The following is a 21,209-nucleotide window of genomic DNA, read 5'->3' as shown; positions in this document are numbered from 1 at the left end:
CGTTGTCGCTAGGAGATTCCGCGGATTGCGGGCGTGTGGAACGTCCCACCCGCCGCCCGCTCAGAAGCTCCCGAACGGTCGAGGTACGGGGTGGCCCCGCCATCAATGAACGGCCAGCCGGCGCCAAGGATCAGGGCAAGGTCGATGTCCTGCACCTCGGGTACGACGCCTTCATCCAGCATCAGCCGGATTTCACGCGCCAGTTCGTCCTGGACACGGGCGAGGATCGCATCCGCCGATGCCGGCGACGAGCCGGTTTCGAGCACCTTCTGCGCCTTCTTCGACCAACCCGTAATGCGCCCCTTCTTGTCGCGCTCTAGCGGTGCGTCGAGTTCGGCAAGGCGGTGCAAGTTGGCTGAGGCGTGGAAGCGGTGGGGGAAGTGGCGCACCATGGTGTCCTGGACGTGCGCCGCCACCTTCCAGCCGACGAGGTCGATGAGAGCGAACGGGCCCATGGGAAGCCCGAGCGGTGCGAACGCCGCCTCGACGTCGGCCACGGGGGTTCCGTCATCCACGGCACGCGCCGCCTCGCCCATCACCTTCGCGAGAAGGCGGTTGACGATGAAGCCGGGCGCATCTGCTGAGCCGATGGCGTTCTTCCGCAGGTTCTTCGCTGTGACGAACGCTGTCGCAAGTGCCTCTTCGCTCGTGTGCGGAGTCTTGACAACCTCGATCAACGGCATCACCGCAACGGGGTTGAAGAAGTGGAAACCGACGAGCCGTTCGGGGTTGCTCAGCACCGAGCCGATCTCTTCCACAGACAGCGACGATGTGTTGGTCGCGAGGATGGCTTCGGGGGAGACGTGCTTTTCGATCTCCTGGAAGACCTGCTGCTTCACACCCGTCTCCTCGAAGACGGCCTCAATGACGAAGTCGCAGTCGGCGAAGTCGGCCTTGTCTGTTGTTCCCGTGACGAGTGCACGCAGGCGGTTCGCCCCATCCGCGTCCAGGCGTCCCTTGGCTTCGAGTTTCGCGATTTCGTCGCGAATGTAGCTCAGGCCCTTGTCGACGCGCTCCTGAGAGACATCGGTGATGACAACGGGTACCTGCAAGCGGCGGACGAAGAGAAGGGCGAACTGGCTTGCCATGAGACCGGCGCCGATGACGCCGACCTTCGATACCGGGCGCGCCAGCTTTTTGTCCGGTGCGCCGACGGGGCGCTTCGCGCGCTTCTGGACGAGGTCGAACGCATACATCGACGCGGCGAACTGATCGCCCGTGATGAGGTCGGCGAGCGCATCGTCTTCGCGAGCGAATCCGTCTTCCTTTGTGCCCTTCGCCGCTGCCTCGAGCAGATCAAGAGCGCGATACGGCGACAGCGGAACGGTCCCGATCTTCTGCTCGAGCATGCCGCGGGCAATTTTGATCGCTGCAGGCCACTTCACCTTCTTCTCGATGGTGCCGGGCACATGGTTACGCTCGACCTTCGTCTCACCCGCGAGCACGCGATCCGCCCAGGAGAGAGAGTCCTCGAGATAGTTCGCGGGCGAGAAGATGGCGTCGAACATACCGAGCTCGTAGGCCTGCTGGGGCTTGAGCGTGCGGTTCTGCTTGAGAGGGTTTGAGATGACGACCTCGAGGGCCTTCTCGATGCCGATGAGGTTCGGCAACAGATAAGCCCCGCCCCAGCCGGGGATGATGCCGAGAAAGACCTCGGGGAGGGCAACAGCTGCGGCGGAGGAGTCGACCGTCCGATACGTGGCGTTCAGCGCGATCTCGAGACCACCGCCCAGGGCAAGTCCATTGACGAAGGCGAACGAGGGCACGCCAAGATCAGACAGCTTGCCCAGTACCTGGTGACCACGCTGCGCGATCAGGCGCGCGTTGTCCTTCGTCTGCAGCGCCGAGATCTGCGAGAGATCTGCGCCAGCGGCGAAGATGTAGGGCTTCCCGGTGATCGCGACTGCGTCGATTTCTGAAGCTGCGGCGCGCGCCCTGAGATCTTCCAGGACGCCGTCGAGCTCCGTGAGAGTGCGCGGGCCGATCGTGTTCGGCCGCTTGTAGTCCTGGCCGTTGTGCAGTGTGATCAGCGCCAGCGTGCGGCCGGACGCGAGCGAAACATCCCGCACGAGTGAGTGGGTGACGACCTCGCCCTCGGCGGCCGCATCAAGGGCGGAGAAATCGATCTGATCGTAGTTCGTCGTCATCGCGGTCACTTCCTCTTCGCCTTCTTGCCCGTGTAGAACGGGTTCTCCCAGATCACGGTGCCGCCCTGGCCGAGGCCAACGCACATGGCGGTCAGTCCATACCGCACGTCCGGCCGCTGTTCGAACTGCGCGGCAAGCTGAATCATCAGCCGAACGCCGCTGGCAGCGAGGGGGTGGCCGAGAGCGATTGCGCCGCCCCAGGGGTTGACGCGCGGGTCGTCATCAGCGACCCCGAAGTGATCGAGGAACGAGAGCACCTGAACGGCGAATGCTTCGTTCAGCTCGAACAGATCAATGTCGTCGATGGTGAGGCCCGCTTTTGCGAGCGCCTTCTCGGTCGAGGGAATCGGTCCGATGCCCATGACCTCGGCCTCAACTCCGGCGAATCCGAACGAGACCATACGCATCTTCGGCGTGAGGCCGAGTTCGCGGACCGCATCTCCGCCGGCGAGAAGGCTGACCGTCGCGCCGTCGGTGAGAGGTGAGGATGTGCCGGCCGTCACGCGCCCGTGGGGGCGGAACGGCGTTTTCAGCGCCCCGAGTCCTTCAAGCGTCGTTTCGGGCCGGCGGCCCTGGTCCACCGTTGCGAGCGAAAACGCGCCGTCAGCATCGGCCACAGAAACCGGGACGAGATCCTTCTGGATGTCGCCGCGGTCGTACGCTTCTTGCACCTTCTGTTGGCTGAGCATCCCGTAGCGGTCCGCACGCTCCTTAGTCAACTGCGGAAAACGGTCGTGCAGGCGTTCGGCCGTGACACCCATATTGAGCGACTGCGGGTCGACGAGCTTCTCGGCGACGAAGCGGGGGTTGGGGTCAGCGTTGGACCCGATAGGGTGCCGCCCCATGTGCTCGACGCCACCGGCGATAGCCACGTCGTACATGCCGACGCCGATCGACGCGCCCATTGTTGTCACGGCCGTGAGGGCTCCGGCGCACATGCGCTCGATTGCCAGTCCGGGGACGGAGATGGGGAGTCCGGCGAGCATCGCGGTTGTACGACCGAGGGTGAGGCCCTGGTCGCCTGTCTGGGATGTCGCGGCAATTGCCACATCGTCGATTCGGTCCTTGGGAACCGATGCGTTGCGCTCCATCAAGCCGATGATCGACTTGACGACAAGATCGTCCGCGCGGGTATGAGCGTAGATGCCCTTATCGCCGGCGCGCCCGAATGGGGTTCGTACGCCGTCGACGAAGTAGACGTCCGTCAGCTGGGCCACATTGCCTCCTGAGATCGAATGTTCTCCCTCAGCCTATGGGAACCCCACTACGTGGGCGCCAACTACTTGGGGAATACCTACGAAGCGAGGTCCGGGCTCTCGGGAACGGATTGCGTCGCCTGAACAAACGCCCTCACGATGAGCGGTGCCGTCTGCGTCGCCTGCCACGCGCGGGCCCCCTGATCACGCAAAGCTGCGGCAACAGAAGACTCGGTGATGTCAGCCGGTGGATTCCAGCTGACACGTCGGAGGTGCTCGGGTGTGAGCAGATTCTCGGTGGGAATTGAGAGGAACTCGGCGTGCGCTTCGATGGCGGGTTTCGCGGCCTTCAGCCGTGCATCGGCGTCCGGCCGCTTGGCTGCCCAGGCCTTCACCGGGGGCAATGCATCGGAGGGGATGCGCTCTGCCGGGAGGTCAGTCGTTTCGCGACCGTCGACGAAGGCCTGCCACCAGCGGTCGATTTCTGTTCGGCTGGCGCGGCCCTGGAACTCTCGAAGTCCGGCAAGCTGATTCTTGGTCCGGGGATTAGCTGCGACCGCCGCGACGACGGAACGGTCTGGGACGAGCCGGCCGGGCGCCGTGTCCGTGGAGCGGGCGAGCTCATCGCGCACCAACCAGAATTGACGGGCAACCGCGAGCGCAGATCGTCCACGAAGCTTGCTGACGCCATTGAGTTTGCGCCAGGGCTCGGCTGGCTGCGGTTTGGGGAGTCGGGTGCGAACCTCTTCGAACTCCTCTGTCGCCCACTCGCTCTTTCCGGTCTCGGCGAGTTCGTCGGCGATGATGTCGCGCACATCCAGCAGATGCTCGACATCAAGCGCCGCATACTCTATCCAGTCTTGGGGGAGGGGCCGGGTGGACCAGTCGGCTGCGGAGTGCTCCTTACGCAGCACAATGCCGAGCGTGCGTTCGACAACCGCACCCAGCCCAACCTTTGGCCACCCCAGAAGGCGTGCGGAGAGCTCCGTGTCGAAGATGCGCGGCGGCACGAGACCGATTTCGGCGAGTGACGGGAGATCCTGGTTGGCCGCGTGGAACACCCACTCCGCATCGCCGATCGCGTTCTGGAGAACGGTGAAGTCACCGCCGATCGCTGGTGGGTCAAAGAGGAAGACCCCGGCGCCGCGGCGCGCAACCTGGACAAGGTAAGCGCGGGCGCTGTACCGAAAACCGGAGGCCCTCTCGACGTCTACCGCAACTGGCCCCGTCGTTGCTGCGAGAGCCTGCGCTGCGTGCGCCAGGCCCTCTGCGGTGTCGATGACTCGGTACCCGATGGTGATGCTCCTTCTTGTGCGGCTGACATCCCATTGTCACCCGGCAGACGCGAACGGTCGAATAGCGCTGTCTATCGCTGCCTGATGAGCGCGATCTGCTCGGAGCCCGGCGGCAGCCCGGCCAACATGCACACCAGCTCCGCCCACGCCTCGATGTGCGCGAGGGAAGGCGTTATCGGTGACCATGACGCGCGCAGCTCGATCTGTGCGCCGTCACCCTGGTAGGCAAGCGAACCAAAACCCCGCGACAGAGTCTTTGTCGCGGTGCCCGATGCCGCTGTGTGCCGTGCTCCGCGTGATGCCAGTGCGTCGACGAGCCACGACCAGGCAACATCAGCGAGAAGGGGGTCGGATCCGATCTCTGGCTCGAGTGGCGCCTGGGCGAAGGCGACGACACGCCAAGGGCCGCCCCATGCGTCCGGCTCGCTCTCGTCGAAGAGAAGAAGAAAGCGGCCCGTTCCAAACGGGGAATCACCGTGCTCATCCGGTCGGACGTCCCCGGCGAAGGCAATCGCGTGCGGGGCAACGCCGCGCGGCGAAGGAATCTCGGCGACGACGAGGTCGGAACGAAACTCAGCACCACGGAGCTTCTCCGCGGCCACCTTGAATTCGGCGGGAGTTCTCCCATCGCTGGTCACAACCTCACATTAAGCTGGGAGCGTGGTGAGTGGATCAAGGCGCGCCGTCATCGTTCGCAGGGGCTGGGCGGAAGCGATCGCCCTGGGGCTCGCGGCAGCGCTCGGTGTCATGATCGGCGCAACGGCCGTGGCCTTTACGGTTGCGCGTCGCGTGGTGACCCCCTTCACCAAGCGTCTCGCCGACACAGAAGTACGCGAGATTGACAGGGACGCGCAAACGATCACTCTCACGAAGACGACGGATACCGTCCTGCCCGGTCGGTACGGCCTGTTCGTGAACGGATCACGGTCCTATCTGAAGCTCGGCGCTGTGGTCAGGAAGGACGACACAGCTGTCACGCGAAAGCTGCTGACGCACGTAGGACCCACCGATCTGATTGGGCGGGACGCCACCTTCAGCGGGTGGTATTTCGACCACGCCTCGCAGCTTCACCTGCCCTACGAGGACGTGGAGATTCCGTCGCCGGTGGGCCCGTGCCCCGCCTGGTACTTTCCCGCCCAGGGCGGGGCGGGTTCCACGTGGGTCGTCGCCGTGCATGGTCGCGGCACGACCCGGTCTGAGGTTCTGCGTGCGGTTCCCGTGTTCCGCGACGCCGGGCTCTCGACGCTCGCGATTTCCTACCGCAATGACGGTGAGGCGCCGCCCTCTCAGTCGGGCCGCTATGGGCTGGGAGCAACAGAATGGCGCGACGTCGACGCGGCGATCGCGTATGCGCGAGAGCGCGGGGCCTCGCGCGTCGTTTTGATGGGGTGGTCGATGGGGGGCGCAATCGCGCTTCAAACAGCGTTGAACACCGATCATTCCGATGTCATCGCCGGACTCATCCTCGAGTCGCCTGTTGTGGACTGGCGCATCGTCCTCGATCATCAGGCGCGTGCTCTTCGCATTCCTTCGGCCGTTTCTCACCTGGCAAAGCGTCAGCTCACGGTGCGGTCGTGGTCGCGCGTGGTTCGTGCCGGAGACCCGATCTCGCTCGACGATCTTGATCTGGTGCGACGCGCTGATGAGCTCGAACAGCCGGTCCTGATTCTCCATAGCGACGATGATGGCTTCGTGCCCTCTGGCGCGTCTCGGGCCCTCGCGGAAGCGCGACCCGATCTCGTTGAGCTGGACATCTATTCCGAGGCCCGGCACACGAAGTTGTGGAACTACGACGAGGCCCGCTGGTCAAACCGCATTCGGCGCTGGCTCAGCGAGAAGATCACCCCGTGACTTGCGCCTGAGCAGCGACCTGTCGTTTCGCGCGACGCAGCATGCCGACCATTCCGCTGATCCGGAGCGGAGAAACCAACGCCCCCAGCCCCAGTGTCGTGGGGAAATCGTCCGGGATCGCGAGAACCTGCGCGCGCGGGGCTCCGCTGATGCCCTGCGCGAGAATCGTGGCGAATCCGCGGGTCGTCGGGGCCTCGGCTGGCGCGATGGCGTGCATCGTGACGATGTCGTCGACGACCTCGATGGCGATGAAAACGGGAGACTGGCACTCAGTGACACGTTCAGCTTGAGAGGGGTCGGATGCGTACGGCTCGGGCGCGGGCGGTAGCTCATCGCCGATTTCGACGAGCATGTGCAGACGATCTGCGCCCTCGACGGAAAGGATGTCATCGCGGATCTCGGCTAGGGCCGGGGGGAGTGTGTCAGTCATCGCACGACAGAGTACGCGTGGTCGTGAACGCCATGCCAGCGAAGTACCATTTTCTGTGATGACTCCCGTGACAGCGACGACTGTGCGCCTCGTTGAGCGCTTCCCTCAGCTAACAGGCGAGGAGATGCTCTCGAGCCTCGTGCCGCCGCCGCAGTTTGATCACGCGACGTTCGATACTTACCGCGTCGACGACTCCTATCCGTCGCAGGGTGAAGCCAAGGACGCTCTCGCTCAGTTTGCCGTCGGCGCACAGCCGATTGCAGCGCGCGGGCTGTTTTCATTCGGACGGAAGAAGCAGCGCATCGATGCGCCCGTGAAACCCGGCGTGTATCTGGATGGCGGATTCGGAGTCGGCAAGACGCACCTTCTGGCAGCCATTTATCACGCCGTTCCGGCGCAGCGAAAGCTCTTCGGATCGTTTATTGAGTACACCGCCCTCGTCGGAGCGCTCGGATACAAGAACACCGTGGACCTTCTTCGCGGAACAGCGCTTGTGTGCGTCGATGAGTTCGAGCTGGATGACCCCGGCGACACGATGGTCATGACGCGCCTCCTCGGCGAACTCGTTTCGACGGGTACCCGCCTGGCGGCCACCAGCAATACGCCTCCGAACGCGCTCGGTGAGGGACGCTTCGCTGCGCAGGACTTCCTCCGCGAGATTCAGGGCATGGCCGACAGCTTCCGCACCATACGCATCGATGGTGTCGACTTCCGTCAGCGCTCCCTTGATAGCGGCGCATCGGTGGAAGACGAAGGCGACTTCGACGCGGCCCTTGCCACATCAGCGGGAGGCGGCACCGCCTCGGACGACGACTTCCGTGAGCTGATCGCTCACCTTGCTCATGTGCACCCCTCGCGCTACATCCGCCTGATCGACCAGATTCGAGCGGTGGGGCTGCGCGAGGTCACGTTACTCACGGACCAGTCAGAAGCGCTGCGCTTCGTCGCTTTCGTCGACAGGGTGTACGACGCTCAGCTCCCGATTCGTGCAACGGGTACGCCTCTGAACGAGGTGTTTAGCGAGGAGATGCTGCGCGGCGGATACCGCAAGAAGTATCTGCGGGCGATTTCTCGGCTGGTCGCGTCGACGCACGCATAGGCGGCGCAGGCGGTCCTTTTCTGTGCAATGTGGCACGGTCATGGGGAACACATGTCGTTTTTGCCGGGTCGCGAAACACAGCGTTTACACATCGGGGGTTCTCGTAACTCGTCCGTAACGCTTTGGCGTGGGGCAGGGTAACGCGGGAGCGGCACCATGGGGTCATCCGGTCGAGGGCTCCACATCGACCTAAGCAGACCGGGTGTCCTGTTACCTGACCCGATAGGAATCACATGGATAGCGGAAATCTCGCATGGCTGATGACAGCCACCGCGCTTGTCCTTCTCATGACCCCCGGTGTCGCCTTCTTCTATGGCGGCCTGGTGAAGGCGAAGAGCGTCGTCAGCATGATGATGATGAGCTTCGGCGCACTGGGCCTTACGGCCGTTCTTTGGGTGCTCTACGGATCGTCGATGAGCGCCGTCGACAGCACATGGGCGTTCGCCGGAAACCCCTTTGCTGACTTCGGCCTCGCGACGACCATCGCCGAAGGCGACGAGACCGGTGAAGTCCTCATCGGTTCGGCGTTCGGCGCAACCTTCGCCATTATTACTGTTGCGCTGATTTCCGGTGCGATCGCTGACCGCGCCAAGTTCGGCGCATGGATGATCTTCGCCGGTATTTGGGCGACGCTGGTCTACTTCCCCGTCGCGGCCTGGGTCTGGGGCGGCGGCTGGATCGAAGAGCTCGGCACCATCATGTTCGGCGAAGACTCCGTGTCTGTCATCGACTACGCCGGTGGAACCGTCGTTCACATCAACGCCGGTGCCGCGGCCCTCGCTCTCGCGATCGTTCTGGGCAAGCGCGTTGGCTTCCAGAAGGGCATCCAGAAGCCCCACAACGTGCCGCTCGTTCTTCTCGGCGCAGCGCTGCTGTGGTTCGGTTGGTTCGGATTCAATGGCGGCGCCGTGTTTGAGCCGCTCGGTGACGCTGGCAACCTCCCGCAGGGCCTCATCGTCATCAACACGATGGTTACTCCCGCGGCAGCGGTCCTCGGCTGGATCTTCGTTGAGAAGATCAAGGACGGCAAGCCGACGGCAGTGGGCGCAGCAACGGGTGCCGTCTCGGGTCTTGTGGCCATCACCCCGGCTTGTGCTGACCTCGACCCCGTGTGGGCGATCGTCCTCGGACTCGTCGTCGGTGCTGTCTGTGCCCTGGCGATCGAGCTCAAGTGGAAGCTTGGCTACGATGACTCGCTTGATGTCGTCGGTGTCCACCTCGTCGGTGGAATCATCGGTGCCCTGTGGCTCGGCTTCTTCGCTCGCGACACCGGGCTGATTTTCACGGGCAGCCTCGAGCAGCTCATCGTTCAGTTCATCGCCGTGGTCGCGGCTCTTGTCTACGCGTTCGTTGTCGCGCTGATCATCGGTCTCGCGATCGAGAAGACGATTGGGTTCCGCGTCAAGAACGAAGACGAAATTGCCGGTGTGGATGTTTCGGTCCACGGCGAAGAGGGTTACGCCCTCACAGGCGACGACCGCTAAGTCATCGCAGAAGCAACACCCAGCACTCACAGCATCAGATGGGCGTCTCCTCAATGAGAGGAGGCGCCCACCTCTGTTTCTGAGGGCGGCGCAGACAATCTCCGCACGGTAGCGTTAACGCGTGCTTACGAACAGGGACTGGCAGCGGATCATCCGCCTGAGCGTCGACCTTCTCCAGGGTGTCTTTGGCACGAAACGGCGGGGACAGGCAGCGGACCGCCGCCCTGTATCGGGTGGTGCCGACACGTATGAGATCGACCCCCGCTCCGTCGCGACCCTCACCATGTCGTACGCTCCTTCTCCGGATGGCGAACCGGACGCAGGTGAAGTGGTCTGGACCTGGGTGCCCTATGCCGAAAACGATGGCCGCGGCAAGGATCGTCCGGTGCTGATCATCGGCCGGCAATCGACAGATCGCTATTACGGCCTCAAACTGACGAGCCGCTCCCACGACGGCTCCCGTGAGCATTTGCGTCTCGGGACGGGTGGCTGGGACGCGCAGGGACGAGAATCATGGGTCGACCTCGATCAGCTCTACAGCGTCCCACGGCACGGTGTGCGTCGTGAAGCCGCTGCGCTGGATCTCGACAGGTTTACCGTCGTCGCGCACGCTCTTCGCACGCGATACGGGTGGAAGGTCTAGCGGCTATCGCTGTGGCGGCAGATGGATGACCGGCCGGTAGTCGTACACAACGCCGTTCTGGTGACCAACCGACGTAATCGTGTACGCGTCCAGGTTGAGGATGTCGCCGGCGTAAAGGACGAAGTCATCTTTGGCGTTTGAATACCCGGTGGCACGGCGTACGACGTTGAGGTACTGGATCATCTGGGTCGTCGTACAGAAGCGCTCGGCGATGGCACCCAGTGTGTCGCCCGGTGCCACCTCGTACGAGATCGCTTGGTCCCCGGCGAACGCCGTTTCACCGTTCGCACGAGTGCGAGGACCGGAGTCGCGGAGAGCGATGACGCCGAACACATCGAGGCGGTCATCGTCGCTCTCCGGACGGACACGGAGCGATTCGACCTGGGCGCACGCAGATACTTCGACGGACCCCGGTGGGCTCGGTTCCGGTGTGTGCGGACCCGGAGACGGCGATGCGGTCGGCGCCGGTGATGGTTCCGGGCTATGCGTTGTCTGCGCGGTCGTCAACGGCGCTTCAGAGGGAGCGCATCCGCTGAGCGCGGCGGCGGCGATCACCAGGAATGAGATGGCGGGAAGGCATCGCATCTCGTGAGCATAGCCGCGGTCGACGCAAGCTCCGAGCCATCGCAAGCCGCGTGCCGCAGCGCCTGACGTTTTACTCGACGACAACTGCGGCCGGTACGAGCTTCTCTGCAAGCAGGGGGAACGCGCTCAGCACCATGTCCACGAGGTCGCTCGGTGAGCAGACTCGCAGCAACGAACTCGGCGTCGTCATTGAGGAACTCATGGAGACCGTTGATGATGTGCATGCCGCGGGAAATGCCGTCAAGCAGAACGACACGCTGCGCGGGGGAGAGTAGCCCGTCTGCCGGGGCGACACCGCAGATGAGGTAGTCCGGGAGGTATCCGGTGTGCGCTATTGCCTCGGCCAGGCCGCTGAAGACGTGAATGTTATTGGCCTTGCCATCGAGCACCATCCCCGAGTCCTGGCCAGTGTGACGGCTGTCGATCACGCTGAGGATAGTGTGCGGGGCGGACCGACGGCGTTGTGGGTACGTTGCTAACGGGCATGACTCTCCTCGAGCTCACACAGAGGAGGCGACGGAGAACGAAGCGCCGGTGACGGCTGACTGGTTGACAAGAAGTCTTCCCTGACGCAGGCACGATGCCGACGCTCGAAACGTACCAGCCGGTGATGTGTGCGGGCCGGGCGTGTCGCCCTTGACGCCTTCGGCGAGGAGAGAGCCCCGTGTGAAACAGTGGCGGGGTGAAGAATGTTGCCGCCCGTATCCCTCGACGTACCCTGCTCGTTGGGTGCGGGAAGATCGGAACGCGCCTCGGGCTCCAGCTGCACGAACACGGCGGAGAGGTGTTCGCTGTGCGCAGGCGCACCGATGCCCTTCCGTCGGCGTTCGACGCAATCGCTGCCGACCTGGGACGCCCGCTGGAGCAGGAGCTGCCGCTGGTTGACGCGATGGTGATCACCCTCCCTCCTGCTGCCGCACAACAGGGATACCGCGTTGCACTGGAGCATCTCGCCGAGGGGCTCCCTGCTCGCCCGCGGCGAACCGTTTTCGTCTCATCGACCGGCGTTTTCGAGGGGTGGACGGGGCACCAACCGATCACGGAAGACGTCACGCCTGCGCCCTCCTCCCCGCGCAGTGAGAACCTGCTGGACGGTGAACGTGCGGCGATCGACCTCTTCTCCGCTGTTATCCTGCGCCCTGCGGGAATCTACGGCGCCGGGAGGGAGTTCCTGATCCGCCGAGTGCTCGCGGGGGAACCGATCAGTTATGCCCGCCGCACCAACCGTGTTCACGAGTCGGATCTCGTCCGTGCACTCGCCATCCTGGTGGGGACAGAGCGTCCGCCGAGCGTCCTTCACGCTGTCGATCAGTCGCCAGCGCCTCTCGGAGACGTCGCGGAGCACATCAGTGGCCTGCTCGGTGTCGCCCGTCCCTCGCGGTCCGATGGGGATGCCGTTTCCGGCAACGTCTTTGACGGCGCGGCGTTCGTTTCGCTCCTCGGCGAGCTCGAGTATCCGGACTTCCGGAGCGGCTACGACGCGGTGGTCCGTGCGAGGGAAGTGCGACTCGCGCGCGAGGGGTGAGCGCTCGGGGAGAGCACCTCTGTGCTGAGGGCAGCTGGCCGAACATCTGAACGTACCTGAACGTGAACTCTGTGCGCCCGGCAGACGGTGCACCGAACAGATACGACGTATCCGGCTGAGGCGCTGTGCCGTGACTGCACGATCCAGCCGTGTTCGTGGACATCGGTCGGCGTCGTGCTGTGATGCAGGGGAGTGTCTGTGATGTGAGGCATGCCGATGTGTCGGTCACGTCGAGGAACTACGTCCACTACCAGGGATCACGCGCTGATCAGGCGGCTTTGGCGCTGCTGAACAGCGGCGGGGGTGCGCCGGGGGTACGCATCGATGAGAGCGAGACGGCGCTATGACGGCAGCGAAAAGGCCTCCTGCCAAGCGACAGAAGGCCTCTCCGTGTGGTGGGCGATACGGGACTCGAACCCATGACCTCTTCCGTGTGAAGGAAGCGCGCTAACCAACTGCGCCAATCGCCCGTGTGGAGTTATGTGCCCTGAGGCACGAGTAGAAATACTACAGCAGGATCCCCGTGGGCGTGAACGGGCAGGCGGGCCGGGGGTGTCGTGAGCGCACACGTCTTGGCACCGGGGAGCCGGACACGCCCGGCCAATGGGTGTGGTTTGGAAGTCCGCGCGTGCTGGGCTAATGTTTAACAAGTGCCCGGCGCAAGACGGACACAAGCAAGATGCCTTCGGGCTGACATAGTACGCGGATGTAGCGCAGTTGGTAGCGCATCACCTTGCCAAGGTGAGGGTCGCGAGTTCGAGTCTCGTCATCCGCTCGAGTGCAGTGATCACCTTTTGGTGGTCCGGCACGCGGGTTCGAATCCCACACGGTGGCGTGGCCGAGAGGCTAGGCACCGGCCTGCAAAGCCGTTTACACGGGTTCGAATCCCGTCGCCACCTCGAAAAACTGAATAGCTCTGATGAGCGCGATTGGCGCAGCGGTAGCGCGCTTCCCTGACACGGAAGAGGTCACTGGTTCGATCCCAGTATCGCGCACGAAGCCCCCTTTACGGGGGCTTTCGTATTGCGGATGTAGCGCAGTTGGTAGCGCATCACCTTGCCAAGGTGAGGGTCGCGAGTTCGAGTCTCGTCATCCGCTCGGTACGATGGGTCCTGTCCCGTGCAAGGCACGAGGCACGGGCCCATTTTCGTGTTCTCGGCTCTCTTCTGCGGGTGCTGTGTTGATTCCTGGCGGACCACGGCATCATGGAGACATGACCGAAGAGATCCCTGACGACATCGTCGCGTTTGCCAGCCGAGTTTTTGACCTGGCCCGCTCGGGGGATGCGACCGTTCTGGAATACGTCGACCAGGGCGTTGCGGTCGACCTGACGAATGACGCGGGTGACACGCTCCTGATGCTCGCGTCGTACAACGGACACGCGACGCTCGTTGAGGGACTGTTGGAGCGCGGAGCGGACCCCAACAAGCTCAACGATCGCGGGCAGTCGCCCACGGCAGGTGCCGTCTTCAAAGGATTCGACGACGTTATTGGCGTGCTCGTGGCGGGAGGCGCCGACCTCGATGCCGGACAGCCCAGCGCCCGAGCGACGGCGCAGATGTTCGGACGCAATCTTCCTGCTTGATCCACCCAGCCGCCGTGCAGGGGTGCCGGGGCAACGGCAATAGAATGGAGGAGTGACCACTGGATTTGATCTGTTCCCCGACAAGAATGTCGTCGCAATGCGCGTCGACGGCGACCTGAAAGACCTCGCGACGGAGGTCACAGAGGGACAGACAACCGAGGCGGTCACACTCGACCATCCCGACGGGCTGGAGATTCTGCGCCACTCCACGGCGCACGTGCTCGCCCAGGCCGTGCAGAAAATCAACCCGCAGTCGAAGCTGGGTATCGGTCCGCCCGTCACGGACGGCTTCTACTACGACTTCCAGGTTGACGAGCCCTTCACGCCGGAGGACCTCAAAGCGATCAAGAAGGAAATGCAGCGCATCGTCAAGGCCGGACAGCGCTTCACTCGTCGCGTTGTGGGTGATGACGAGGCGCACGTCGAACTCGCGGACGAGCCCTTCAAGATTGAACTGATTGGACTCAAGGGTGGCAAGAAAGATGCTGCCGAGGGTGCGAGCGTCGAGGTAGGCGCCGGCGAACTCACGATCTACGACAACGTCGACCCGAAGACGGGGGAGACGGTCTGGAAGGACCTCTGCCGCGGACCGCACGTTCCGTCGACACGCATGATCGGCAACGGCTGGGACCTTCTGCGCGTTGCGGGCGCATACTGGCGTGGCAGCGAGAACAACCCGCAGCTTCAGCGCATCTACGGCACGGCATGGGCGTCGAAGGACGACCTCGTCGCCTATAAGGATCGCCTTGCCGAGGCCGCCAAACGCGACCACCGCAAGCTCGGGCGCGAGCTCGATCTGTTCAGCTTCCCCGACGAGATCGGCTCCGGGCTTTCTGTGTGGCACCCCAAGGGGGGCATCGTGCGCGGCGAAATGGAACAGCACGCCCGCACGCGCCACATTCAAGAGGGCTATAGCTACGTCTACACGCCGCACATCACCAAGCGCGATCTGTTCGAAAAATCGGGCCATCTCGCCACGTATGCCGAGGGCATTTGGCCTCCTATCCGGATGGATGAGGAAACCGATGACGAAGGCAACGTCACCAAGCAGGGCGTCGACTACTACCTGAAGCCCATGAACTGCCCGATGCACATTCTCATCTACAAGGAGCGCGCGCGCAGTTACCGCGACTTGCCACTGCGACTTGCGGAGAACGGCACGGTCTACCGCAACGAGCTCTCCGGCGCGCTACATGGCCTCACCCGCGTGCGCGGCTTCACGCAGGATGATGCTCACCTCTTCGTCACGCGCGAGATGATCGGCGACGAGATCCGCAAGGTGCTCGAATTCGAGATCGGCCTGCTCAAAGACTTCGGCCTGACCGACTTCCGCCTCGAACTGTCCTTGAAGGACGACGAGAAGGACAAGTGGATCGGCGATGACGAGATCTGGGAGACAGCGTCCGAAGCACTGCGCGACGTTGCTCGCTCCACGGGCCTCGACCTGATCGAGGAACCGGGAGAAGCAGCCTTCTACGGTCCCAAGATTGACCTGAAAGTGACAGACGCGATCGGTCGTTCCTGGCAGCTGTCAACGGTGCAGCTCGACTTCAACCTGCCGGACCGCTTCGGCCTGGAGTACACGGCGGCCGACGGAACCAAACAGCGTCCGATCATGATCCACCGCGCGCTGTTCGGTTCGATCGAGCGGTTCTTCGCGATTCTCCTCGAACACTACGCCGGCGAGTTCCCCGTGTGGCTTGCCCCCGTGCAGGTCATCGGCATTCCCGTCGCGGGTGAATACGCGGACTATCTCGGCGAGGTCGTCGACACGATGCGCCGTTCTGGCTTGCGAGCCGAGCTTGACGCATCGGACGATCGGATGCAGAAGAAGATCCGCACCCACTCCACCGCGAAGATCCCGCTCCAGCTCATCGCCGGAGAACAGGACCGTTCAGCTGGCACGGTGTCCTTCCGCTTCCGTGATGGCTCACAGCGCAACGGCGTCCCCATCGACGAGGCGATTGCGTTTGTCACACAACTTGTCGATGACAAGGTGCAGATCATGAGCGATCCTGCCGCGCCGGAGGCGGCTACGGCGTGACGGATCCCCGGGAGCAGTTCGGCCGCCTCGAGCCCGAAAGTGAGCTCGGGGGTACGCCCGATGCGTTCCAGAGGTTGTGGACCCCGCACCGAATGGCTTATATCCAGGCGGGCGCGGACGTCAACAGAGGGACGGGGTGCCCGTTCTGCGCGGCTCCCGGCAAGTCTGATCAGGACGGACTCATCGTTCATCGTGGTCAGCACGCATTCGTTCTGCTGAACCTGTTTCCGTACAATTCCGGTCACCTGCTGGTCTGCCCATACCGGCATGTGGGCCTGTACGACGAGGCGACACCAGAGGAAGCAGCCGAGATCGCCCACCTCACCCAGGTGGGAATGCGGGTGCTGCGACAGACATCTCGCTGTGACGGCTTCAATATCGGCATGAACCAGGGACAGGTCGCCGGCGCGGGTGTCGAAGAGCACCTGCACCAGCACATCGTCCCCCGGTGGGCGTCAGACGCGAATTTCTTCCCGATCATCGGGCGGACGAAGGCGCTTCCGCAGTTACTCGGCGAGGTGCGAGAGGCTGTTGCGGCGGCCTGGCACAGCTAGCCGGCCTGCGCACGAACGCCGATGGCCCGGCGCCCCGTCCGCTGTGACGGAGGCACCGGGCCATCGGCGTTTCTCGGTGCCCGTTATAGCGCTGCGCGGACGCGAGCGAGGAAACGCTCGTGGAACCGGGTTTCGCCCGTTACCTCGGGATGAAACGCCGTTCCGAGGAGGTTGCCCTGTTCTGCTGCGACAATCCTCCCGTCAGGAAGCGTTGCGAGCGCGCGAGCAGAAGGGCCAACGTCATCGATTACCGGCGCGCGAATAAACGTTGCGCGCACAGGCGGATCTCCGAGAGCCGGAACATCGATCTCGGTTTCGAACGAATCGTTCTGACGACCAAAGGCGTTGCGGCGGACCGTCGCGTTGAGGCCGCCGAACGTCCGCTGCCCGTCGATTCCATCAGCCAGGCGATCTGCGAGCAGAATCAGGCCAGCGCAGGTGCCGTACACCGGGAGGCCTTCGCGGATGCGCGCGACGAGAGGCTCTCGCAGGTCGAAGATGCGCGCGAGTTTGTCGATAACGCTCGACTCGCCTCCTGGCAGGACGAGGCCGTCCACCTCACGCAGTTCCTCGGGCCGCCGCACGTGCGAAACATGCGCACCGAGATGAGCGAGCAGGGCGGCGTGCTCGCGCACGTCGCCCTGCAACGCGAGAACGCCGACTCTTACCATCCGCGATCCGCGAGGCGGTGCGGAGCAGGGAGGTCGGTGACATTGATGCCCACCATGGCCTCGCCGAGTCCGCGGGAGACCTCAGCGACGATCGACGGGTCGTCGTGGAAGGTTGTTGCCTTCACGATGGCCTTTGCGCGCGCAGCAGGGTCACCAGAGCGGAAGATGCCGGAACCGACGAAAACGCCATCGGCGCCGAGCTGCATCATCATGGCCGCGTCAGCGGGTGTTGCGACGCCGCCGGCGGTGAAGAGCACGACGGGCAGCTTGCCGGTGCGCGCAACTTCGGCCACGAGCTCGTACGGAGCCTGGAGTTCCTTGGCCGCAACGTAGAGCTCGTCGTCGCTCTTGGCAGCAAGTGCGCGAACTTCGGCACGGATCTGCCGGATGTGACGCGTCGCCTCAGAAACATCGCCCGTTCCGGCCTCGCCCTTCGAGCGGATCATGGCGGCGCCCTCCGTGACGCGGCGCAGCGCCTCGCCGAGGTTTGTCGCACCACACACGAAGGGAACCGTGAAGGGCCACTTGTCGATGTGGTTGATGTAGTCGGCGGGGGAGAGCACCTCCGACTCATCGATGTAGTCAACACCGAGTTCCTGCAGCACCTGTGCCTCGACGAAGTGACCGATGCGGGCCTTGGCCATCACAGGAATGGAGACCGCGTCGATAATTCCGTCGATGAGGTCGGGGTCGCTCATGCGTGCGACGCCACCCTGGGCGCGGATATCGGCCGGAACGCGTTCGAGCGCCATGACGGCGACGGCTCCGGCGTCCTCGGCGATCTTCGCCTGGTCGGATGTGACGACGTCCATGATGACGCCGCCCTTCAGCATCTCGGCGAGTCCGCGTTTCACGCGTGCGGTTCCGGTGCTTTCAGTCATGTCGCTCCTCCTGTCTGATGCCAAGTATTTATTGGCATAGGCCAGAAAAATACCATGACGCAGGACGTAGTGTGAGACGCGATGGAACACAGTGACTTTGTGCACAAGATCACGGGACGTACCGCGGCGGCAATCGCCGAAGACGTGCGCGCCGCGATTGACCGCGGCGACCTCGGCGCCGGGGCTTCCCTTCCCTCCGTGCGCTCACTGGCCGACGACCTTGGTGTTAACCGCAACACCGTTGTCGCCGCATACCGGCATCTGTCACAGGCGGGCCTCGTTGAGTCCCGCGGACGCGCCGGAACGCACGTGTCGCGTTCTGCTGCCACCGCACAGGAGGGCTTCGCATTGGAGAGCCCTCTGCGGGACATCGCAGCGGGAAATCCTGATGCCTCGCTGATCCCCGATGCTTCCCGAGCCCTGGCCTCCGCGTCGGCTCGGCCTGTTTTGTACGGCGAGCCGGTCATCGACCCGGGCCTGGAGTCCTGGGCGCGCGAATGGCTCGTTGGGGACATCCCGGATGGTGCCCCGCGGCTGACGATCACGAACGGTGCATTCGACGCTGTCGAGCGCCTGCTGGCCCAGGCGCTCATGCGCGACGATGCTGTCGCGATCGAAGATCCCGGGTTCCTGGCGACGATCCGCACCGTGCGCCTCGCGGGATACCGGGCCATCGCTGTTCCGGTCGACGCCGAAGGAATGACCGTGGACGGCCTTCGTGATGCGCTCTCACAGGGCGTCCGCGCGATCGTTGTCACACCGCGCGCGCAGAACCCGACGGGCGCGAGCCTGTCATCTCAGCGGGCGAAAGATCTCCGGGAGGTTCTTGCTGATCACCCCTATGTTCTCGTGATCGCCGACGATCACTTTTCCCTGCTGTCGAAGCGACCCTATCGATCAATCATCGGGCCGGCGCACGAGCGCTGGGCGCTCGTGCGCTCGGTTTCGAAGTTTCTCGGCCCCGATATGTCTCTTGCGATCGTCGCGTCCGATGCGCACACCGCGGATCGGCTGGCGCTGCGTCTGAGCCCCGGAACGACCTGGGTCAGCCATCTGCTGCAACGCCTCGCACACGCTCAGCTGACCGACCTCTCCGCCCGTGCCACGATCGAAGAAGCCGCCGATCATTACGCTGAGCGCAACACCGCATTCCGTTCGCTTCTTGACGCCTACGGCATCGATGTTCCCGTTGGCGATGGGCTAACGCTCTGGGTCCCCGTGCGGCGTGACGCCGGCAGAGTGGCTGCTCAGCTCATGCGTCGTGGCTGGCTAGCGCGGGCCGGCGACGAATTCCAGATCGGACACCGGGAACACTCCCGACACCTTCGGATCACGGTGCACCACCTTGACGACACCGAGCAGGAGCGCTTGGCGGCCGATCTGGCCTCCGCCATCCACGCGGCAACGTAGGGACGCTCTACCGCAGCTGGGTCACCGCGAATTCGAGTGCGGGGTGCGCATAGTGCTCCTGAGCCTCGACCAAAAGCAGTTCCTTGGCGCCAGCAGCGTGAGTCTGCGCGAGAAGACCGTACACACTGGAGGCGGTTCGTGCGAGGGCATCGGCGGCGTCGCGCGTGCGCGTGAAGTGAGACGTAAACAGCGCCGCCGTCACATCTCCGGATCCATTTGCCTTCATTGGGAGATGAGGAGTCTGAACGATCCACGCGCCCGATGACGTCACCGCCATCATCTCAATCGTGCCCTCCGGGCGGCCCGGACGTTCCACGCTGGTGACGAGGACGGTGTCTGGCCCCATTGCACGTGCGGCGTCAGCCGCATCGAGCGTCGATTCGATCGTGTCCGGTGTTGTGCCCGTCAGAAAACCGAGCTCGAACTGGTTGGGCGTGATGATGTCCGCAACCGGAACAACCTTGTCGCGGAGAAGATCAGGGATGGCGGGGGCCACGAAACAGCCGGACTTCGCGTTACCCATGACCGGGTCGCAGGCGTACAGCGCGGCCGGATTGGCGCGTTTTACGCGCGCGACGGCGTCGATGATGACGTCGGCGATGCCCTCAGACCCCTGGTACCCGCTCAGGACGGCATCGAGCGAAGAAAAAGCACCTCGTTCTTCGATACCGGTGATGACGTTCGCAACGTCCTGCGGGTCCATGACAGGGCCGCGCCACGCACCGTACCCGGTGTGGTTCGAGAAGTTGACGGTGTAGACGGGGAGGACCTCTACGCCGATGCGCTGCATCGGGAAGACGGCCGCCGAATTGCCGGCATGGCCGAATGCAACGGCGGACTGGATCGACAGGATATGCATCCCTCGATCATGCCACCATGGAGGTATGGCACAGGCAGGCGGACGCCGGCATCAGGGGCTCGCGATCGGGCTGGGCATCGCCGTGCTCCTCACCATGGCGCTCGTTGTCGCGATGTTGCTGTGGCCGCGCGACGATGCCGCTCGACAGGGCACGGCGGCTTTGCGGCCGGCGCCTGTGGAAGCGCCCACCCCCACCTCGACGCCTATTCCGCTGCGTTATGCGGAGAACACGAACGAGTACGACCTGGAGGGGGTCCCGGATTCCGAGGTGTTCTCGATCCTCCCGGATCTTCCCACTGACACCGATCCGTTCGGCGACCTGCCCGGGCTCACCGCTCGCGCTGCGTCCGAGCGGATTCCGGTGTTCGCCGATCCCGAGGGTGAGCCTGTTGCGGCGCTCAGGGCTGAACAGCGCTATGGCGGAACCACCGTCGCGGTTATCGATGCGCACGAGCACTGGGTGCACGTACTTCTCTCGGGGAGGCAGGGGCTTCCGGGTGAGGGCGATCCGTCGCAGATCACGGGCTGGGTTCGCGCGGCTGATGTGGACATCGACATCAATCCGTTCCGCGTCGAAGTCCACCTTGACGCCCAGACGATCCACATCATCGAGAAGAAGACGGACGGCACGTCGGAGTTCGAAAGTCTCGACGGGCCGTTTGCGTGGGGGATGCCGGCGACGCCGACGCCGCTCGGTCGCTCATTCATCATGCTCAACGAGACGGTGTCGCTGGAATATGCCCGCGGCTACCCCATGGTGTATCTCTCGGTGCAGTCTCCGACGCTTGCCCACTTCGCGGGACAGGCGCAGGCGACGACGGCATTTCACTATCACGACGCGCATGTGGGGGCCATTTCCAATGGCTGTATTCGGCTTGGCGCAGCAGACATGACCCGGCTCGCGGAGCTTCCGGACGGCACGCCGATCTACGTGTTCGAGTGAGCCGCCC

At 64.0% G+C, this 21,209-nt stretch carries 20 protein-coding genes and 5 tRNA genes; 14 read left to right on the top strand and 11 right to left on the bottom strand.

Translation table 11 applies throughout. The features are described from left to right. Nucleotides 1–8: 8 nt before the first annotated feature. The 4 genes from G6N81_RS02610 to G6N81_RS02595 form a co-directional block, all read right to left on the bottom strand. Nucleotides 9–2,147, bottom strand: a complete 2,139-nt coding sequence (locus tag G6N81_RS02610) for a 3-hydroxyacyl-CoA dehydrogenase NAD-binding domain-containing protein (protein ID WP_165132664.1) — start codon at nt 2,145–2,147, stop codon at nt 9–11. Between the two features lie 5 nt (nt 2,148–2,152). Next, nucleotides 2,153–3,364, bottom strand: coding sequence for a thiolase family protein (locus G6N81_RS02605; protein WP_165132661.1), 1,212 nt, complete (start codon nt 3,362–3,364; stop codon nt 2,153–2,155). 77 nt (nt 3,365–3,441) lie between these two features. Beyond that, nucleotides 3,442–4,638: an HRDC domain-containing protein gene (locus G6N81_RS02600; RefSeq protein WP_165137632.1), complete on the bottom strand. Its 1,197-nt coding sequence runs from the start codon at nt 4,636–4,638 to the stop codon at nt 3,442–3,444. A gap of 71 nt (nt 4,639–4,709) precedes the next feature. Beyond that, nucleotides 4,710–5,276 carry a DUF3000 domain-containing protein gene (locus G6N81_RS02595; RefSeq protein WP_165132658.1) on the bottom strand — a complete coding sequence of 189 codons (567 nt, stop codon included), beginning with the start codon at nt 5,274–5,276 and terminating at the stop codon, nt 4,710–4,712. A gap of 25 nt (nt 5,277–5,301) precedes the next feature. Here G6N81_RS02595 and G6N81_RS02590 point away from each other — a divergent pair, with 25 nt between their 5' ends. After that, nucleotides 5,302–6,489 carry an alpha/beta hydrolase gene (locus G6N81_RS02590; RefSeq protein WP_241245034.1) on the top strand — a complete coding sequence of 396 codons (1,188 nt, stop codon included), beginning with the start codon at nt 5,302–5,304 and terminating at the stop codon, nt 6,487–6,489. Here G6N81_RS02590 and G6N81_RS02585 read toward each other — a convergent pair. Continuing rightward, entirely contained in the window at nt 6,479–6,919 is a 441-nt protein-coding gene (locus G6N81_RS02585) for a SufE family protein (RefSeq protein ID WP_165132655.1), read from the bottom strand. The genes G6N81_RS02590 and G6N81_RS02585 overlap by 11 nt on opposite strands. Before the next feature lie 58 nt (nt 6,920–6,977). Between G6N81_RS02585 and zapE the strand changes: the two genes are divergently transcribed. The 3 genes from zapE (at nt 6,978) to G6N81_RS02570 (ending at nt 10,145) form a co-directional block, all read left to right on the top strand. Then, nucleotides 6,978–8,018, top strand: coding sequence for a cell division protein ZapE (gene zapE, locus G6N81_RS02580; RefSeq protein ID WP_165132652.1), 1,041 nt, complete (start codon nt 6,978–6,980; stop codon nt 8,016–8,018). A 233-nt stretch (nt 8,019–8,251) separates the two neighbouring features. Beyond that, nucleotides 8,252–9,502: an ammonium transporter gene (locus G6N81_RS02575; RefSeq protein ID WP_165132649.1), complete on the top strand. Its 1,251-nt coding sequence runs from the start codon at nt 8,252–8,254 to the stop codon at nt 9,500–9,502. A gap of 121 nt (nt 9,503–9,623) precedes the next feature. Then, complete coding sequence (locus tag G6N81_RS02570; RefSeq protein ID WP_241245033.1) at nt 9,624–10,145, top strand: type II toxin-antitoxin system PemK/MazF family toxin; 522 nt, start codon at nt 9,624–9,626, stop codon at nt 10,143–10,145. Nucleotides 10,146–10,148: 3 nt separating this feature from the next. On the opposite strand, the gene G6N81_RS02565 is transcribed toward G6N81_RS02570, so the two are convergent. Together G6N81_RS02565 and G6N81_RS02560 are read right to left on the bottom strand one after the other, a co-directional pair. Next, nucleotides 10,149–10,730, bottom strand: a complete 582-nt coding sequence (locus tag G6N81_RS02565; protein ID WP_165132646.1) for a LysM peptidoglycan-binding domain-containing protein — start codon at nt 10,728–10,730, stop codon at nt 10,149–10,151. After that, the gene (locus G6N81_RS02560) at nt 10,697–11,122 is read right to left on the bottom strand and encodes a DUF1611 domain-containing protein (RefSeq protein WP_165137622.1); all 426 of its coding nucleotides are present in this window, start codon (nt 11,120–11,122) and stop codon (nt 10,697–10,699) included. The genes G6N81_RS02565 and G6N81_RS02560 overlap by 34 nt, the downstream gene beginning before the upstream one ends. A 290-nt stretch (nt 11,123–11,412) precedes the next feature. Between G6N81_RS02560 and G6N81_RS02555 the strand changes: the two genes are divergently transcribed. Further along, on the top strand, nt 11,413–12,255 hold the full coding sequence (locus G6N81_RS02555) for a Rossmann-fold NAD(P)-binding domain-containing protein (protein ID WP_241245032.1): 843 nt from the start codon (nt 11,413–11,415) through the stop codon (nt 12,253–12,255). Between the two features lie 393 nt (nt 12,256–12,648). Here the strand turns inward: G6N81_RS02555 and G6N81_RS02545 are convergent. Next, nucleotides 12,649–12,725, bottom strand: a tRNA-Val gene (locus G6N81_RS02545). Nucleotides 12,726–12,957: 232 nt separating this feature from the next. Here G6N81_RS02545 and G6N81_RS02540 point away from each other — a divergent pair. The 7 genes from G6N81_RS02540 to G6N81_RS02510 all read left to right on the top strand — a co-directional run bounded on the left by G6N81_RS02540 (nt 12,958) and on the right by G6N81_RS02510 (nt 16,438). Continuing rightward, nucleotides 12,958–13,030: transfer RNA gene (locus G6N81_RS02540), tRNA-Gly, on the top strand. 53 nt (nt 13,031–13,083) lie between these two features. Further along, nucleotides 13,084–13,154, top strand: a tRNA-Cys gene (locus tag G6N81_RS02535). Nucleotides 13,155–13,178: 24 nt separating this feature from the next. Continuing rightward, nucleotides 13,179–13,250: transfer RNA gene (locus G6N81_RS02530), tRNA-Val, on the top strand. A gap of 30 nt (nt 13,251–13,280) precedes the next feature. After that, nucleotides 13,281–13,353: transfer RNA gene (locus G6N81_RS02525), tRNA-Gly, on the top strand. A 115-nt stretch (nt 13,354–13,468) separates the two neighbouring features. Further along, complete coding sequence (locus G6N81_RS02520; protein WP_165132640.1) at nt 13,469–13,840, top strand: ankyrin repeat domain-containing protein; 372 nt, start codon at nt 13,469–13,471, stop codon at nt 13,838–13,840. Nucleotides 13,841–13,937: 97 nt separating this feature from the next. Then, nucleotides 13,938–15,884, top strand: coding sequence for a threonine--tRNA ligase (gene thrS, locus G6N81_RS02515; RefSeq protein ID WP_165137615.1), 1,947 nt, complete (start codon nt 13,938–13,940; stop codon nt 15,882–15,884). Beyond that, nucleotides 15,881–16,438, top strand: a complete 558-nt coding sequence (locus G6N81_RS02510) for an HIT family protein (RefSeq protein ID WP_165132637.1) — start codon at nt 15,881–15,883, stop codon at nt 16,436–16,438. Before thrS ends, G6N81_RS02510 begins: the two co-directional genes overlap by 4 nt. 83 nt (nt 16,439–16,521) lie before the next feature. Here the strand turns inward: G6N81_RS02510 and pdxT are convergent, their stop codons facing one another. Further along, nucleotides 16,522–17,109: a pyridoxal 5'-phosphate synthase glutaminase subunit PdxT gene (gene pdxT, locus G6N81_RS02505; RefSeq protein WP_165132634.1), complete on the bottom strand. Its 588-nt coding sequence runs from the start codon at nt 17,107–17,109 to the stop codon at nt 16,522–16,524. After that, nucleotides 17,103–17,990: a pyridoxal 5'-phosphate synthase lyase subunit PdxS gene (gene pdxS / locus G6N81_RS02500; protein ID WP_165132631.1), complete on the bottom strand. Its 888-nt coding sequence runs from the start codon at nt 17,988–17,990 to the stop codon at nt 17,103–17,105. Before pdxS ends, pdxT begins: the two co-directional genes overlap by 7 nt. Nucleotides 17,991–18,071: 81 nt before the next feature. Between pdxS and G6N81_RS02495 the strand changes: the two genes are divergently transcribed. Next, a complete protein-coding gene (locus tag G6N81_RS02495) occupies nt 18,072–19,400 on the top strand; it encodes an aminotransferase class I/II-fold pyridoxal phosphate-dependent enzyme (protein WP_165132628.1) in 1,329 nt (442 codons plus the stop codon). 7 nt (nt 19,401–19,407) lie between these two features. Here the strand turns inward: G6N81_RS02495 and pdxY are convergent, their stop codons facing one another. Continuing rightward, a complete protein-coding gene (gene pdxY, locus G6N81_RS02490) occupies nt 19,408–20,259 on the bottom strand; it encodes a pyridoxal kinase PdxY (RefSeq protein ID WP_165132625.1) in 852 nt (283 codons plus the stop codon). 25 nt (nt 20,260–20,284) lie between these two features. Between pdxY and G6N81_RS02485 the strand changes: the two genes are divergently transcribed. Further along, entirely contained in the window at nt 20,285–21,202 is a 918-nt protein-coding gene (locus G6N81_RS02485; protein WP_165132622.1) for a L,D-transpeptidase, read from the top strand. The last annotated feature ends 7 nt before the right edge of the window (nt 21,203–21,209 follow it).

The organism is Microbacterium amylolyticum (assembly GCF_011046975.1).
GTDB classification, from domain to species: domain Bacteria; phylum Actinomycetota; class Actinomycetes; order Actinomycetales; family Microbacteriaceae; genus Microbacterium; species Microbacterium amylolyticum.
Note: the sequence above shows the minus strand (reverse complement) of the source record. Positions and strands in the feature narration are given on the sequence as shown.

Coding starts and splice junctions, on each gene's coding strand:
- G6N81_RS02610 (WP_165132664.1), bottom strand. CDS start 2,147: ATGACGACGAACTACGATCAGATCGATTTCTCCGCCCTTGATGCGGCC.
- G6N81_RS02585 (WP_165132655.1), bottom strand. CDS start 6,919: ATGACTGACACACTCCCCCCGGCCCTAGCCGAGATCCGCGATGACATC.
- zapE (WP_165132652.1), top strand. CDS start 6,978: ATGACTCCCGTGACAGCGACGACTGTGCGCCTCGTTGAGCGCTTCCCT.
- G6N81_RS02575 (WP_165132649.1), top strand. CDS start 8,252: ATGGATAGCGGAAATCTCGCATGGCTGATGACAGCCACCGCGCTTGTC.
- G6N81_RS02565 (WP_165132646.1), bottom strand. CDS start 10,730: ATGCGATGCCTTCCCGCCATCTCATTCCTGGTGATCGCCGCCGCCGCG.
- G6N81_RS02560 (WP_165137622.1), bottom strand. CDS start 11,122: ATGGTGCTCGATGGCAAGGCCAATAACATTCACGTCTTCAGCGGCCTG.
- G6N81_RS02520 (WP_165132640.1), top strand. CDS start 13,469: ATGACCGAAGAGATCCCTGACGACATCGTCGCGTTTGCCAGCCGAGTT.
- thrS (WP_165137615.1), top strand. CDS start 13,938: ATGCGCGTCGACGGCGACCTGAAAGACCTCGCGACGGAGGTCACAGAG.
- pdxT (WP_165132634.1), bottom strand. CDS start 17,109: ATGGTAAGAGTCGGCGTTCTCGCGTTGCAGGGCGACGTGCGCGAGCAC.
- pdxS (WP_165132631.1), bottom strand. CDS start 17,990: ATGACTGAAAGCACCGGAACCGCACGCGTGAAACGCGGACTCGCCGAG.
- G6N81_RS02495 (WP_165132628.1), top strand. CDS start 18,072: ATGGAACACAGTGACTTTGTGCACAAGATCACGGGACGTACCGCGGCG.
- pdxY (WP_165132625.1), bottom strand. CDS start 20,259: ATGCATATCCTGTCGATCCAGTCCGCCGTTGCATTCGGCCATGCCGGC.
- G6N81_RS02485 (WP_165132622.1), top strand. CDS start 20,285: ATGGCACAGGCAGGCGGACGCCGGCATCAGGGGCTCGCGATCGGGCTG.